Origin of the sequence: Nocardioides sp. NPDC127514 (genome assembly GCF_040302125.1) — a bacterium.
In the GTDB taxonomy this organism is placed as follows: domain Bacteria; phylum Actinomycetota; class Actinomycetes; order Propionibacteriales; family Nocardioidaceae; genus Nocardioides.
This window is the reverse complement of sequence record NZ_JBEORF010000014.1, coordinates 97,188-111,776: the sequence shown is the minus strand read 5'-3', so window position 1 is coordinate 111,776 and position 14,589 is coordinate 97,188. Positions and strand designations below refer to the sequence as shown.

The following is a 14,589-nucleotide window of genomic DNA, read 5'->3' as shown; positions in this document are numbered from 1 at the left end:
GTCACCGCGGCCCGTCGGGTCGGATTCAGGGCATGATTCGGCCATGAGCGCGACCTTCCCGACACATCTCGGGCGGCTACAACAGGTCCGCCACATCGGTGCCGGCGCATTCGCCTCCGTGTGGCTCTACTACGACCCCGATCTCGACTCCCATGTCGCGGTCAAGGCGCTCTCCCCCGGCTGGGTGTCGAACCCCGAGATCCACAAGCGATTCCTCCAGGAAGCGCGGCTGCTCCGCTCGGTCGACTCGCCCCATGTCGTACGTGTCTACGACATCGGTCAGACGTCCACCGGCATCCCCTTCTTCGTGATGTCGTACGCCGACGGCGGCTCGGTCGCCGACCTGCTCAAGGGCTCGCCGGCCGGCCTGGACGTGCGCGAGGTCGCCGACATCGTCTCGCAGGCCGCCGACGGCCTGATGGCGCTGAAGGCACGCGGGGTGATCCACCGGGACATCAAGCCGGCCAACCTGCTGCTCACCTCCGAGACCTCCGGTGGCACCGCCGGGGCCCGCCGGGTGATGATCGCCGACCTCGGCGTGGCCCGCTCGCTCGACTCGCTCAACGAGGTCACCCGCGACATCGGCACCCCGTCCTACATGGCGCCCGAGCAGCTCGACCCGTCGCTGCCGATCGACCACCGCGCCGACGTACGGGCCCTCGGCGCCGTCGCCTGGGCCCTGCTCGCCGGCCGCTCCCCCGCCCCCGCGCTCGGCCTCACCTCCCGGGTGCCCGAAGCCGGCACCGTGCGTCCCCTTCCCGCCTCGATCAGCCAGGCCATCGGCCGGGCGCTGGAGCCCGGGGCCGAGGACCGCTGGCCCGATGCCCGCTCCTTCGGCGACGCCCTTCGCGCAGCGGTCCAGGGCGCTGGTGCCGCCGGCGCGCCACACACCCCCACCGCGCTTCAGCCTCCGCCGCCCACCTCGACCTCGCCGTGGCAGAAGTCGGCGGCCCCCGTGCCGCCCGTCGGCCCGCCCAGCGGACCACCACCCAGCGGGCCGCCCAGCAGGCCACCCACCGGATCGCCGTTCGACCAGCCGACCACCGTTCCGACGAGCGCCGGGTCCCAGCGGCGGCCGAAGCGGCGCACCGGGCTGCTCGTCGGTGGCGCGATCGCCGCGGTCGTGGTCATCGGCCTGATCGGCGGCCTCATCTATCTGGTGAGCAGCGCCGGAAGCGACATCCCCGAGGCCGGTGAGTGCCGCGACCTCGACTTCGACGCGGGCAACACGTTCGTCGACGAGACGGCCCCGGTCGACTGCGCGGAGCCGCACACGCTCTACACGTTCCACGTGGCCACCGACGTCGAGAACTACAACGACAACGAGGCCGCCGGCGCCGCCTGCTACAGCCGCATCGAGACCGGGCTCGGGCTGCGTCCCGAGATGATGGCCCGCACGGCCTACCTGGTGAACTGGTACTGGCCCAAGGAGTCGACCTGGAACGACGGCGACCGCTATGTCAGGTGCGACATCGTCGTGACGGTCCTGAAGGCCCCGCTGGTCGACCTGCCCGAGGACCCGATCCCGGCCCCGGCGGACCTGCGAGCGTGCATCGACAGCACCGTCGACAAGATCGTTCGCTGCGGGACGACCCATGACTACGTCGTGGTCGACACCTTCGAGATGACCGGTGACGCCTACCCCGACCAGGCCGAGACGAACGCCCAGGGTCTGGCCGGCTGTCCGACGGACGCGACCATGTTCAAGCCTCCGTTCGAGTCTGCCTGGAACTCCGGCAGCCGGATCGGCCTCTGCGCGAAGTACGACGTCGGCTCCTAGGAGACCCTAGGAGATCAGCGGCGCCAGGCGCCTGACCGCCTCCCGGAGGCGGTCAGGGGTCGTCGCCGCGTAGCCGATCACCAGGCCGGGCGGCCCCTCACCCTCTCGGTGCCGGCTCAACGGGTGGACGGCGATGCCCGCCTCGAGCGCCGCCTCGGCGACCGCCGCGTCGTCGACGCCGTCGGGGAGGGTCGCCAGCACGTGCAGCCCGGCCGCGACGCCTCCGACCCGAACCGCCGGGAGATGCTCGCCGAGCGCCTCGAGCAGTGCATCGCGGCGAGCCTTGTGTCGCTGCCGGACCAGCCTCAGGTGCCGTTCGAAGGCACCCGAGGTGAGCATCCGCGCCAAGGTGATCTGGGGTAGGGCCGGGCTGGCCAGGTCGAGCCAGTAGCGCGCCTCGACCAGCTCCTCCTGCATCCCGGACGGGGCGACCAGCCAGCCGATCCGCATCGCGGGCGCGAGCGTCTTGGAGACGCTGCCGAGGTGGACGATCTGGTCGGGTGCGAGCACCTTCACGGCCGCGACCGGCGGCCGGTCGTAGCGGTGCTCGGCGTCGTAGTCGTCCTCGATCACCAGCCGGTGTGGCACCGCCCGGACCCACTCGACCAGCTCCCGGCGCCGCTGCGGGGAGAGCACGACCCCGGTCGGGAACTGGTGCGCGGGCGTGACCACGACGGCGTCGACGCCGCTGGCATCGAGCGCCGCGACGTCCAGACCTTCGCCGTCCACCGGCACCGGGACCGTCGTCATCCCCCACCGCTGCAGGTGCACGCGGCCGCCGTACGATCCCGGCTCCTCGAAGCCGACCCTGGTCCGGCCGCGCTCCTCGAGCCAGCGTGCCAGGAGCACGAGTCCCTGGGCGACGCCGTTGATCACCAGGATCTCGTCGGGAGAGACCGTGAGGCCGCGGGTGCGGCCCAGCCAGACCGCGAGCGCCTCCCGCAGCGCCGGCACGCCGCGCGGGTCGCCGTAGCCGAGGTCGGCGCTGCCGATCTCGGTGAGCACCTCCCGTGACGCCTTCGCCCACGCGGCCCGCGGAAAGGCCGAGAGGTCGGGCACTCCCGGGGAGAGGTCCAGGTCGGGCGTCGGCAGGCGCGTGGCGGCACCGAGGCGGCGTACGGCTCCGGGGACCGCGCTCACCCGCGTGCCGCCGCCGCTGCGGGCGGAGAGCAGTCCCTCGTCGGTGAGCCGCTGGTACGCCTCGACCACCACCCCGCGCGAGACGCCGAGCTGGGTGGCGAGGGTGCGCGATGCCGGCACCCGGGCGCCGACCGCGAGCCGGCCGTCGGCCACCGCGTCGCGAAGCGCACCGGTGAGCCAGGTCGCCAGGCCGCCCGGCTGCACCCCGGCCGGGTCGAGCTGGAGGAAGTCCGCTCCCGTCACTTGGTCCACTCTGTCACACATGGTTTGGATCTGTCTGCCAGACCAAGTGCGAGCGAACCTGGTAGACATGACCACCGAAGCCCTCCCACACCCCGATACCGCCGACGGAACAGCGCTGCACCGCGGCACCCTGATCGGCATCGCCTTCGCCGCGGCCGGGATGGTCTGCGTCGGCAGCAGCGTCGCGGTCTCGGCGGCGATCACGGATGCTCCGCTCTTCACCCTCCAGTGCGTCCGCTACGCCCTCGCCGCCCTGCTCCTGCTCGTGGTCGCGCGCGTCACCGGCTGGCGGGTGCCGCGCCCGCGCGGGCGCGAGTGGCTCTGGCTGGCCGGGGTGGCGACCGTGGGGCTGGTGCTCTTCAACGTCGGCGTCGTCCGAGGCGTCGCCCATGCCGAACCGGCGGTGATCGGGGTGGCCGTGGCCGCGGTCCCGATGCTGCTCGCGGTCGTCCCGGCGATCGCGACCCGCACGCTCCCGGCGCGCCCGGTGATCATCGGCGCCACGGTCGTGACGACGGGAGCGATCCTGGTCCAGGGCTTCGGACGGACCGATGCGGCGGGCATCGGCTACGCGATCCTCGTCCTCGTCTGCGAGGCGGGCTTCACGCTGCTGGCGGTGCCGGTCCTCGCTCGCCTGGGTGCCTTCGGCGTCTCGTTCCACTCGGTGTGGATGGCGGCCGCCGGCATGGCCCTCATCGGCGTCGTGGCCGAGGGACCGGCCGCCGTCACCACGCTCGACGCCGTCGACCTGCTCGCCGCGCTCCATCTGGCCGTGGTCGTCACCACGCTCGCGTTCCTGCTCTGGTTCACCGCGGTCGGGCGGCTCGGCTCCGGGCGCGCCGGCCTGCTCACCGGCGTCGTGCCCGTGGCCGCGGCCGGCCTCGGCGTACCCCTCAACGGGATCGTCCCCGGACCGATGGTGTGGCTGGGCACCGCGGTCGTCGCCGTGGGTCTGGTGATCGGGCTGCCCGGGACGCCGAGTCGGCGCGTTCGAACGCGCCGACTCGGCAGGTCCCGGCAGAACCTCAGCCGCGCGGGATCGTGACCGCCTGGGCGCGGTTGGCCGCGCAGACGACGGCCCGCAGGGAGGCGGTGACGATGTTCTCGTGGATGCCGATGCCCCAGACGATCTCGCCGGCGATCTCGCACTCGACGTACGCGGCCGCGGCTGCGTCGCCACCGGCGGAGAGGGCGTGCTCGGCGTAGTCGAGGACGCGGATCTCGGCGCCGGCCTCCTTCAGCGCGTCGACGAACGCGGCCACGGGGCCGTTGCCGACGCCCTTGTAGGTGCGCTCCTCGCCGCGGACCCGCAGGTCGACGACCTGCTCGTCGCCGCCCTCGGCGTCGGTCACCGAGGACCAGCTCTCCAGGGCGTACGGCTCCTCGCGCTCGAGGTACTCGGCGGAGAAGATCGACCAGATCTCCTCGGGGCTGACCTCGCCACCCTCGGTGTCGGTGTGCTGCTGGACCACGCGGCTGAACTCGATCTGCGCGCGACGCGGCAGGTCCAAGGAGTGCTCGGTCTTGAGCAGGTAGGCAACGCCGCCCTTGCCGGACTGGCTGTTGACCCGGATGACGGCCTCGTAGGTGCGGCCGACGTCCTTGGGGTCGATGGGCAGGTAGGGCGCCTCCCACGGGATCTCGCTGGTCGGCTTGCCGGCCTCGGCGGCGATCCGGTCGAGGTCCTCCAGACCCTTCTTGATGGCGTCCTGGTGGGAGCCGGAGAAGGCGGTGTAGACCAGGTCGCCCGCGTAGGGGTGGCGCGGGTGGACGTTGATGTTGGTGACGTACTCGACCGTACGGCGGATCTCGTCGATGCCGCCGCCGACCCTGAAGTCGATCTGCGGGTCGATGCCCTGGGAGAAGAGGTTCATGCCCAGGGTGACCAGGTCGACGTTGCCGGTGCGCTCGCCGTGGCCGAACAGGCAGCCCTCGACGCGGTCGGCGCCGGCCATCAGGCCCAGCTCGGTGGCCGCGACCGCGGTGCCGCGGTCGTTGTGCGGGTGGAGGCTGATGGCGGAGTGCTCGCGGCGGGTCAGGCCCCGGCCGAAGTACTCGATCTGGTCGGCGTAGGTGTTCGGGGTGGACATCTCCACGGTGGCGGGCAGGTTGAGGATGATCTCCCGGCCGGCCTCCGGCTGCCACACGTCCGAGACCCGCTCGCAGACCTCGAGCGCGTAGTCGGTGTCGGTCTGGGTGAAGATCTCCGGGCTGTACTGGTAGCCGAAGTCCTCGGTGCCGATCAGCTCGGGGACGTGCTCCTCGGCGTACTTCATCACCATCTCGGTGCCGCGGACCGCGATCCCGATGCACTCGGCCGGGGTCACGTTGAACACGACCCGGCGGAACAGCTCGGCGGTGGCGTTGTAGAGGTGGATCGTGGCGCGCGGAGCGCCGGCGATCGACTCGGCGGTGCGCGAGATGAGGTCCTCACGCGCCTGCGTCAGGACCGAGATCTGTACGTCATCGGGGATCCGGTCGTCCTCGATCAGCTTGCGCACGAAGTCGAAGTCGGTCTGCGACGCCGACGGGAAGCCGACCTCGATCTCCTTGTAGCCCATCGCGACCAGGAGCTCGAACATCCGCAGCTTGCGGGCCGGCGTCATCGGGTCGATCAGGGCCTGGTTGCCGTCACGCAGATCGGTGGAGAGCCAGCGCGGAGCCTTGGTGATCTTCTTCGTCGGCCAGGTGCGGTCGGGTACGTCGACGGGCACGAACGCGCGATAGCGCTCGAACGGCATCCCCGACGGCTTCTGCTGGTTGCTGGAGTTGCTCAGGTTGGTCATGGAGTCCTCATCAGGTGGGAGCGAGTGCCGGCGCACGTCGGACCTCCGCAGCGAGGGAGTCCGGCTTTCTCAGACCCCGCTGCGGCAGCTAAGGAGGAGGCTGCGCATCATGACTCGGTAACAATAACAGAACAGAACTGGCAGACTGGCACCGAAGTGACAACCAAGGGGAGGAACAGGCGTGGCCCAACTGGAAGAGCTCACGGTCGAGGAGTCCTGGCGGCTCGCGACGGACACCCAGGTGTCCCGGATCGGCTGGACCGGCCCGCGCGGCCCGGTGGTGCTACCGGTCAACCACGTCGTGCACGAGGAAGCGCTCTGGATCCGCACCTCCGCGCACTCCTCGATGGCCGAGCAGATCGACGAAAGCGCCGTCGCGCTGCTGGTCGACGACCTCGACCCCGACACCCATGTGGGCTGGTCGGCGCTGTTCAAGGGACACGCGGAGATCCTCTACCGCGACGACCAGATCCCCGACCTCGTCAAGAACCTCCACCCCTGGCCGGCCGGGCCGCGTCCGTTGTGGGTACGGCTGCGTCCCAAGGAGGTCACCGGCCGCCGTCTGGGCGCTGACGGCTGATGCCTCGCCTGCTCGTCGTCCACCACTCCCCCACCCGGTCGCTGCGGCGTCTGACCGACGCGGTGGTCTCCGGCGCCAACGATCCCGAGATCGAGGGGGTCGAGGTCGTCGTACGACCCGCGCTGGAGGCGACGGCCGACGACGTCCTGGCCGCCGACGGCTATGTCCTCGGCACGAGCGCCAACTTCGGCTATATGTCGGGCGCCCTGAAGCACTTCTTCGACTCGATCTTCCTGGACGTGGGCGGCGCGCTCGACCCCTCTGGCGGCGCCGGTGAGTCGGCGGGTGCCACCGCCAAGCGGCCCTATGGCTTCTACGTCCACGGCCGCTACGACACCACCGGCGCGATCCGCTCGGTGCAGTCCATCGTCGGTGCGCTCGGGTGGGCCCAGTCCTACGACATCCTCGACGTCCTGGGCGACGTCGAGGACGCGCATGTCGAGGCGGCGTACGAGCTGGGAGCCACGCTCGCGGCCGTCCTCGACTGAGCTGTGCCCCGCTCTGGGCTTTCGGCCCTGCTCAGGATTCGCAAGTAGAGTCGATCCCCGTGATCGGCCATACCCCCAGACGTACGACATCTGTGTCGCTCCTGATCGTGGTGCTCGCCGTCCTCGCGCTCAGCGGGTGCGGTGGTGATCGGGCGGCTGCCAAGGGCGAGGACCCGAAGCAGGTGGACTCGACCGCGCTGCCCGAGGTCGGCAAGTGCCGCAACCTCACCCACGAGGACGTCGCCGAGGCCTACAACTTCGACAAGTACGTCGCCTGCGACGAGCCGCACAACGCCGAGACCTTCGGCGCCGGACCGCTCCCGGACGAGTTCAAGGACGCGGAGTACGGCGACGAGAAGGTCAACGAGTGGGCCTTCAGCCAGTGCCGCAAGCTGCTGGAGAAGTACGTCGGCACCAACCAGAGCGTGCTGATGCGCTCGATGCTCTCCCACGTCTACTTCGGCCCCTCGGAGAAGGCCTGGGACGAGGGCGCGCGCTGGATCCGCTGCGACGTGGTCGGTGGCGGCCAGCAGGGCGCCGAGTACGTCGACCTGCCGACCACCACCCGCAACCTCCTCAAGGTCAAGAACATCGAGGACATCGAGGACCGCTGGATGGTGTGCGCGCAGGGCAAGACGGTCGCCTCCGCGAAGGTGCCCTGCTCCGAGCCGCACCAGATGCGGGCGGTGACGACCATCAAGCTGGGCGAGGACAAGACCAAGTTCCTCGGTGTGGCGGAGTCGAAGAAGAAGGCCTCGCAGTACTGCAAGGGCTCGGTCCAGGCCTGGATGGGTTACCCGGAAAGCTTTGACTACGGGTACACATGGTTCGGAGAGAAGGAGTGGAACGCCGGCAACCGCTGGGCGGTCTGCTGGGCGGTGACCGAGGAGTGAGCATGCGAGACACGCTGAAGCGGAGCCCGAAGCGAGCGGCGCCGTTGTGGGGCGCTCTCGTCGTCGTGGGGGCCATGGCTCTCGCCGGATGCGGCGGGGGCGAGCCGAAGTCGGCTCCGTCACCCTCGTCGGCGCCTCCGTCCGCCTCCGCATCTGCGGCGCCCTCCCCGAAGGAGGGGGCCTGCTACAACCTCACCTACGACGAGGCGCTGGCCCCGACCGCCGGTGGCACCGCGGTCTCCTGCAAGGGCAAGCACACCACCCAGACGTACGCCGTGGGCCGACTGAGGAACGTCGTCGACGGCCACCTCGTCGCCGTCGACTCGGAGCAGGTCGCGGCCCAGGTCGCCGAGGCGTGCCCCAACAAGGTCACCAAGTACCTCGGTGGCGACGCCGACGACCTGCGCCTCTCGATGCTGCGCCCGGTCTGGTTCACGCCGACGATCAAGGAGTCCGAGGCCGGCGCCAACTGGTTCCGCTGCGACGTCATCGGCATCGCCGGTCCCCAGGCCCTGATGACCCTCAAGGGCAACATGAAGGGCGTCCTGGGCGACTCCAAGACCGCCGAGCCGTTCCGGATGTGCGGCACGGCCTCGCCGAAGTCCGAGTCCTTCAAGCGCGTCCCCTGCTCCCTCAAGCACACCTGGCGTGCCCTGTCGGTCATCGACCTCGGCTCCGGGAAGTACCCCGGCGAGTCGAAGGTCAACAGCGCCGGCGCCGAGGACTGCAAGGCCGCGGCCGCCGAGGTCGCCGACGACCCGCTCAAGTACGAGTGGTCCTGGGAGTTCCCCAGCGCCGAGCAGTGGCAGGGCGGGCAGACGTACGGGATTTGCTGGGCGCCGAGCTAGGGCTGTTGGAATACCCGGTTAACCGGGTATTCCTGCACTTCTCGGGCATTGCAACACCTGAGAAGTGCAGGAAACACCCGAGCGCTGTGACCGGTGAGACGTCTGGGACTAGAACCCGAGCTTGCGCAGCTGCCGCGGATCCCGCTGCCAGTCCTTGGCGATCTTGACGTGCAGGTCGAGGTAGACCGGCATGCCGAGCAGCTCCTTGATCTGCAGGCGTGCGCGCTGACCGACGTCCTTGAGCCGTGAGCCCTTGTGGCCGATCACGATGCCCTTCTGGGAGTCGCGCTCGACGTAGAGGAAGGCGTGGATGTCCATCAGCGGCTTGTCCTCCGGGCGGTCCTCACGCAGACGCATCTCCTCGACGACGACGGCGATGGAGTGCGGGAGCTCGTCGCGTACGCCTTCCAGGGCTGCCTCGCGGATGAGCTCGGCGACGATGATCTCCTCGGGAGAGTCGGTGAGCTCGCCGTCGGGATAGAGCGGCGGTCCCTCGGGAAGGAGCTTGATCAGCAGGTCACCGAGGAGGTCGACCTGGTCGCCGCCGACGCTGGAGACCGGGACGATCTCGGCCCACTCGATGCCGAGCTCGACCCCGAGGGTCTGGATCGACATCAGGTGCTCGCCGATCTGCTCGGGGGTGGCGAGGTCGGTCTTGGTGGCGACCGCGACCCGCTTGATGCCCTTCTTGAGCTTGTTGGCGTTCTCCGCGATCCGGCGGTCACCGGGGCCGATCTTCTCGTTGCACGGGAAGCAGATCGCGACCACGTCGACCTCGGTCCAGGTGGCCTCGACCAGGTCGTTGAGGCGCTCGCCGAGCAGCGTACGCGGCCGGTGGATGCCCGGGGTGTCGACCAGGATCAGCTGGCCGTCGGGTCGGTGGACGATGCCCTTGACCACGGTACGAGTCGTCTGCGGCTTGTCGGAGGTGATCGCCACCTTGGTGCCGACCAGCGCATTGGTCAGGGTGGACTTGCCCGCGTTGGGGCGTCCGACGAACGACACGAAGCCGCTCCGAAATTCGTGTGCTGGCGGCGCCGGGCTCGGCTCGGTCACTGTTGCTCCTGTTGCTCGTCGTATCGCTGCCAGATCTGCTCATCGGTGAGCCCCTGGGCCTTGCCCTCACGCCACACCGGTCCGGGATCGACCGAGCGCGGCTGCCGCTTCTGGCCGCCACCGCGCCAGTAGCCCATCACGTCGTAGGCGTGGGAGTCGAGCTTCCGCTCGCGCATCAGATGCTTGCGGATCGCCCGCATCTGGCTGGACTCACCGGCCATCCAGAAGTAGCCGTCGCCCTCGGGCCACTCGATCTTCTCCACGGCTGCCGCCAGGTCGGAGGAGGTCTCCGACGGCGGCGTGGACCAGGTGACGACGGCGGTCCCGGGAAGGTATCCGGGCAGGTCGTCCGGGGTCTCGGCCCAGATCCGCGTCGGCAGCGTGGTGGTCTCGGCGATCCGCGCCATGGCCGGCATCGCGGTCAGGTCGCCGACCAGCAGCAGCCACTGCGCGCCGTCGGGCGCGGCGTACGAGCCCTTGGGCTCGGTGATCGTGACCGTCTGCCCGACAGGGTCGGTGCGCGTGGCCCACTCGGTCACCAGACCGACATCGTGGACGACGACGTCGAGGGTCAGCTCACCACCCTGCCATGACCGGACGGTGTAGTAGCGCGACTGGAACTGCCCCGGGACGACCAGCCCGACCCATTCGTCGGGGATCCCGGTGGACTCGAACCCGGCCAGGCCGGGACCGCCGAGCACCAGACGTACGAGGTGGGGCGTGATCTGCTCGCGCCGCAGCACCTCCGCGGCGTACTGCTGGGCCTTGACACTCATCGCCTCAAGGTTATCCGCGCCGACGCGGCCCGCCCGCATCAGCGCCGCACTCATTCGTGGCTGATGGCGAGCAGAGCCTCCCGAGTCGCGTCGTCTGCCGGGAACATCGCCTCCACCGCTATCTCGTCGACCGTGACATCACGAGGCGCGCCGATCACGGAGAGGACGTAGAGGAAGGACAGATCGCCGAAGCTCGTACGCAGCAGCAGCGGCAGCACCGGCAGGGCGCCGTCCCTCGCCGTGACCGCCGGTGCCTCCACGTCGGCTCCGGGCGGGGCCGGATAGCCCTCCACGTCTTCGAGGAGCTCGACCAGCCCATCGGCCGCGGTGCGGTCGAGCTGCCGGCGGATGCGGCCGACGACGTGTGCCCGCCACTGCGTGTAGTTGCGCACCTGCGCCGCCAGGCCGTCGGGATGCAACGTCGCGCGCAGCATGTTGAGCCGAGGCTGCCGCAACGCGTCCGGCAGCGGAGCCAGGAAGAGCTCCATCGGCCGGTTGGTCGCCACCATGTCCCAGCGGACGTCGACCGCGCAGGCCGGATAGGGCTCGTGGGCGGTGAGCACCGCCTCGACGGCGGACCTGGCGGCGCCGAGGTCGTCGAGCGGCCGCTCCTGGTAGACGGGCGCGAACCCTGCCGCGAGATAGAGCCGGTTGCGCTCACGCAGCGGCACCTCGAGCTCCTCACAGAGCCGCTCGATCATCGTCCGGCTCGGGCCCGACCGGCCGGTCTCGATGAAGCTGAGGTGGCGGGCCGACACGTCGGCCGCGATCGCCACCTCGAGCTGCGAGCGACGGCGCCGCTCGCGCCAGTCCCGAAGCAGCTCTCCGACGCTCAGCTGGGCCGTTGTCATGCACCCAGGCTGCCGGGCGGAGCGCGGCGCGGCAACTACCCCAGAGGTAATCGACAGGGCTCGCCCGGAGGCGGATCGTCATGGCCATGACGACTGAAACCACACCCCGCTCACCTGCCGCCACCGCCGAGGCGTACGTCTCGTTCTGGAACCTCTCCGCCGAGGAGCAGCGCACCCTCGGCGCCACCCTTTTCGCCGACGACGTCGCTCGCTCCACCCCGATCGGCGAGTCCACGGGCCTCGAGGCGCTGATCGACTTCACCCACCAGTTCGCCGAGGGCGTCGGCGACTTCACGTTCGTGGCCCGCACCGAGCCCGACTCACACCACGGGCACGTCCGCGTGCGCTGGGACATCCGCAAGGAGGAGGGCTCGTTCGCCGAGGGTACGGACGTCCTGGATCTGGACGGGTCCGGGCGGATCGCCGCGATCACCGCGTTCATCGATCGCGCTCCCGACGGCTTCGACCCCGAGGCCCACCACGAGGGGGCCTGACGTGTTCCTGATCGAGATCGCCGCTCCGGCCGGCGCACTCACCGACGGCGACCGCGCGACGCTGACCAACGCGGTGATCTCGCTCCTCACCGCGGGCGTCAGCGCGCCGGAGGAGACGATGGCTCGCGGCCGGGCGGTGACCCACATCGCCTTCCGGGAGCTCGTCGGATGGAGCACCGGCGACGGGGCGTGGGCAGCGCCGGCCCCACCGCCCCTGGTCATCACGGCCACCGTTCCCGAGGGGTGGCGGGAGGAGATGTCTCGCCCGTTGTCCGGAGCCGTCCGTGCCGGCGTACGCAGACTCGACCGCGACCACGGCTGGACCAGGCCGGGCGGGCACCTCTGGATCAACCTCGTCGGCATCTTGGACGGCAGCATCGGGCTCAACGGCAGACCGGCGACGGCGGACGACCTGACGAGCTGGATGACCGAGGAGTTCCGTGCGCGACAAAGCGCGGGCGAGGTCGACCTCCCCGAGGGCGTCGTCATCGATCCGGTGTGCGGCATGCAGGTCACCCTCGGCCGCGGAGCGATCACGTTGGAGCACGACGGCGAGACCATCGGCTTCTGCGCCGCATCGTGCCGACGTGCCTACGCCAAGGAGCACGGCATCCCGGCCTGATCAGGCCGGGCCACCGCCCAGCCCGATCTCGTTGCCGTCGGGGTCGCGGAAGATGGTCTTGCGGACCCCGTTGTCGTACGTCTCCTGCGACTCCGGCCGCAGACCACGGTCGGCGATCGCGGCGAGGCGGGTGTCCAGGTCGTCGACGAAGAGGGTGACGAAGCCGCTGCCGGCGAGCTCGGGCTTCACCTCGACGTAGACGTAGCCGTGCTCGATCACCTCGAAGACGGCCTCGACGTCGTTGGGGTAGAAGGCCGGCGGGCCGCCGAGCAGGGCCTCGTACCAGCGGGCCGCTCGGGCCAGGTCCGCGACCGGCAGCCCGGCGAACAGGTCGGTCATCAGAACCTCCAGCGGGTCGCACCGTAGGGCTCGACGGTCGCGACCGCGTGGGCGGAGGTCGCGTCGATGCGGAAGACGTGCCAGGGCGCCGGGCCCGCGCTCTGCGCGTTGAACGGCGCGGTGACGGCCTCGCCCGACTCGTCGACCTCGGCCGGCCAGCCCTCGTCGTCGTGGTAGTGCTTGGCCACTCGCTCGAGCTCGTCGCCGAGGACCCGCGTCACGCGGCCCTCCACGACCAGGTCGAACTCTCGCACCGAGAGCGACAGCGCGCAGCGGGGATCGCGGGCGAGGTTGCGCCCGCGCCGCGTCCCCGGGCCGGTGACCAGGTAGAAGCTGCCGTCGAGCCAGATCGCGCCGATGGCGTTCACGTGCGGACCGCCGTCGGCGTTGATCGTGCTCACCCATGTCGTGTAGCGCCCGGGCTCGCCCTCCTGCGACCCAGGGCCCTGGTTGAACCCCTGGTCGAGGCGAGCGGTGACCTCCTCCCAGGACATGGGCGGGGCGTCGTACATCTCGGCAAGGTTGTGGGTCTTCATGGCGGTCTCCTTCAGTTGGAAAGGATGTTTCACCTACTCCACGAACAGGATGCGTCGATTCCGACACCGCCGCACGACGAAGTGGGCGAAAGCGGCACCCGGATCTCAGGATTCCCTGCCGCTTTCGCCCATTGTTGCTGGTCAGGCCAGGAGTGTCGGTGCTCCCGGGGATGCTGGGGCGTATGACCACGAAAGGGAAGCGGCGACGGCCGCGGCAGCCTCGGCGCCGGGGGCCGACCTGGGAGCGGATCGGCCATGGCGTGTACGTGCCGGCCGGCCTTGACGGAGACGAGCGCTGGCGCGCCGAGCTCGCCGCGTGGGCCGAGGTGCTTCCGGATTCGGCCACGTTCACCGGACTGACCGCGGCCCGGCTCCACGGTCTCTGGCTCCCGCCACTCCCGGACGACGTCCCGACGTTCGTCGCGCTGCTCGAGTCGTCCGTACGCATCCGCCGGCCCGAGCTGCGCATCACTCGGCATCGGCGGGCCCCGGCCGCGACCGAGATCGATGGTCTGTGGGTCGCCCCGGTGGCCGAGGCGATCCTGGCCTGCGCCCGGGACCTCGGCGTGCTCGACCTGGTCGTGCTGATAGACAGCGCTCTCCATCTGGAGAAGTGCACCCTCGCCGACCTCGAGGCCGTCGCCGCGACCGGGCGGCCGGGCTCCCCTCGGCTGCGCGAGGCATCACGCTCGTGCGACCGTCGCGCCGAGTCGGCCTGGGAGTCGGTCCTCCGGATCCTGCACACCGCCTGCGGGATCGAGGTCGAGCCCCAGGTCGACATCCATGACGCTCGTGGAGTCTTCATCGGACGCGCCGACCTCGTGGTGACCGGGACCAGCACGCTGCAGGAGTACGACGGCGCCCAGCACCGCGAGCGTGGCCAATACCGCCGCGACCGCACCCGGGATGCCGACCTCGCCAAGGCGGGATACGTACGCCACGGCTGGATCGCCAGCCAGGTCCGTCACGACGGCTGGCAGATCCTGCGGGCGGCGACGGACGCGCTCGGCCGAGAGCTCACCGTCGACGACGTCCGACCGTGGTGGAGGCTTCTGGAGGCCTCACTCTTCTCGAAGCCAGGCACCGCGGCGTTGCGACGCATCTGGGGACTGCCGGACGAACGAGTGGGCGAAAGTGGCCGTCAGATCGCCGCCTGA

Annotated in this window: 16 protein-coding genes; 9 read left to right on the top strand and 7 right to left on the bottom strand. The window is 70.5% G+C overall.

Annotation, left to right across the window (positions count from 1 at the left end):
* Window positions 1–43: 43 nt before the first annotated feature.
* Window positions 44–1,780: a serine/threonine-protein kinase gene (locus ABTX24_RS13115; protein WP_160028282.1), complete on the top strand. Its 1,737-nt coding sequence runs from the start codon at window positions 44–46 to the stop codon at window positions 1,778–1,780.
* 6 nt (window positions 1,781–1,786) lie between these two features.
* On the opposite strand, the gene pdxR is transcribed toward ABTX24_RS13115, so the two are convergent.
* Window positions 1,787–3,163 carry a MocR-like pyridoxine biosynthesis transcription factor PdxR gene (gene pdxR / locus ABTX24_RS13110; RefSeq protein WP_350840128.1) on the bottom strand — a complete coding sequence of 459 codons (1,377 nt, stop codon included), beginning with the start codon at window positions 3,161–3,163 and terminating at the stop codon, window positions 1,787–1,789.
* A gap of 67 nt (window positions 3,164–3,230) precedes the next feature.
* On the opposite strand from pdxR, the gene ABTX24_RS13105 reads away from it, so the two are divergent.
* On the top strand, window positions 3,231–4,208 hold the full coding sequence (locus tag ABTX24_RS13105) for a DMT family transporter (protein ID WP_350840126.1): 978 nt from the start codon (window positions 3,231–3,233) through the stop codon (window positions 4,206–4,208).
* Here ABTX24_RS13105 and leuA read toward each other — a convergent pair.
* Window positions 4,189–5,949 carry a 2-isopropylmalate synthase gene (gene leuA / locus ABTX24_RS13100; RefSeq protein ID WP_350840124.1) on the bottom strand — a complete coding sequence of 587 codons (1,761 nt, stop codon included), beginning with the start codon at window positions 5,947–5,949 and terminating at the stop codon, window positions 4,189–4,191. The genes ABTX24_RS13105 and leuA overlap by 20 nt on opposite strands.
* Window positions 5,950–6,130: 181 nt before the next feature.
* Here leuA and ABTX24_RS13095 point away from each other — a divergent pair, with 181 nt between their 5' ends.
* From ABTX24_RS13095 to ABTX24_RS13080, 4 genes are read left to right on the top strand one after another with little or no spacing between them, the layout of a single operon-like run.
* Entirely contained in the window at window positions 6,131–6,529 is a 399-nt protein-coding gene (locus tag ABTX24_RS13095; protein WP_160028274.1) for a pyridoxamine 5'-phosphate oxidase family protein, read from the top strand.
* Window positions 6,529–7,017 (top strand): flavodoxin family protein, encoded by a 489-nt coding sequence (locus tag ABTX24_RS13090; protein WP_160028272.1) that lies wholly within the window; start codon window positions 6,529–6,531, stop codon window positions 7,015–7,017. The genes ABTX24_RS13095 and ABTX24_RS13090 overlap by 1 nt, the downstream gene beginning before the upstream one ends.
* Window positions 7,018–7,076: 59 nt before the next feature.
* Window positions 7,077–7,910 carry a septum formation family protein gene (locus ABTX24_RS13085; RefSeq protein ID WP_160028270.1) on the top strand — a complete coding sequence of 278 codons (834 nt, stop codon included), beginning with the start codon at window positions 7,077–7,079 and terminating at the stop codon, window positions 7,908–7,910.
* Window positions 7,911–7,912: 2 nt separating this feature from the next.
* The gene (locus tag ABTX24_RS13080) at window positions 7,913–8,758 is read left to right on the top strand and encodes a septum formation family protein (RefSeq protein ID WP_160028268.1); all 846 of its coding nucleotides are present in this window, start codon (window positions 7,913–7,915) and stop codon (window positions 8,756–8,758) included.
* 108 nt (window positions 8,759–8,866) lie between these two features.
* On the opposite strand, the gene era is transcribed toward ABTX24_RS13080, so the two are convergent.
* Genes era through ABTX24_RS13065 form a run of 3 tightly spaced genes read right to left on the bottom strand, consistent with a single transcriptional unit; the run spans window position 8,867 to window position 11,441 of the window.
* Window positions 8,867–9,814 (bottom strand): GTPase Era, encoded by a 948-nt coding sequence (gene era, locus ABTX24_RS13075; protein WP_350712884.1) that lies wholly within the window; start codon window positions 9,812–9,814, stop codon window positions 8,867–8,869.
* The gene (locus tag ABTX24_RS13070; protein ID WP_350840122.1) at window positions 9,811–10,590 is read right to left on the bottom strand and encodes a siderophore-interacting protein; all 780 of its coding nucleotides are present in this window, start codon (window positions 10,588–10,590) and stop codon (window positions 9,811–9,813) included. Before ABTX24_RS13070 ends, era begins: the two co-directional genes overlap by 4 nt.
* Before the next feature lie 50 nt (window positions 10,591–10,640).
* Window positions 10,641–11,441 carry a helix-turn-helix domain-containing protein gene (locus tag ABTX24_RS13065; protein ID WP_350840120.1) on the bottom strand — a complete coding sequence of 267 codons (801 nt, stop codon included), beginning with the start codon at window positions 11,439–11,441 and terminating at the stop codon, window positions 10,641–10,643.
* Between the two features lie 86 nt (window positions 11,442–11,527).
* Between ABTX24_RS13065 and ABTX24_RS13060 the strand changes: the two genes are divergently transcribed.
* A complete protein-coding gene (locus ABTX24_RS13060; protein WP_160028260.1) occupies window positions 11,528–11,935 on the top strand; it encodes an isomerase in 408 nt (135 codons plus the stop codon).
* Between the two features lies 1 nt (window position 11,936).
* On the top strand, window positions 11,937–12,557 hold the full coding sequence (locus tag ABTX24_RS13055; RefSeq protein ID WP_350840118.1) for a hypothetical protein: 621 nt from the start codon (window positions 11,937–11,939) through the stop codon (window positions 12,555–12,557).
* Here ABTX24_RS13055 and ABTX24_RS13050 read toward each other — a convergent pair whose 3' ends face one another.
* Together ABTX24_RS13050 and ABTX24_RS13045 are read right to left on the bottom strand one after the other, a co-directional pair.
* Window positions 12,558–12,896 (bottom strand): VOC family protein, encoded by a 339-nt coding sequence (locus ABTX24_RS13050; RefSeq protein ID WP_201451268.1) that lies wholly within the window; start codon window positions 12,894–12,896, stop codon window positions 12,558–12,560.
* Window positions 12,896–13,432, bottom strand: a complete 537-nt coding sequence (locus ABTX24_RS13045; RefSeq protein WP_350840116.1) for a pyridoxamine 5'-phosphate oxidase family protein — start codon at window positions 13,430–13,432, stop codon at window positions 12,896–12,898. Before ABTX24_RS13045 ends, ABTX24_RS13050 begins: the two co-directional genes overlap by 1 nt.
* A gap of 182 nt (window positions 13,433–13,614) precedes the next feature.
* On the opposite strand from ABTX24_RS13045, the gene ABTX24_RS13040 reads away from it, so the two are divergent.
* Window positions 13,615–14,589, top strand: coding sequence for a hypothetical protein (locus tag ABTX24_RS13040; RefSeq protein ID WP_350840114.1), 975 nt, complete (start codon window positions 13,615–13,617; stop codon window positions 14,587–14,589).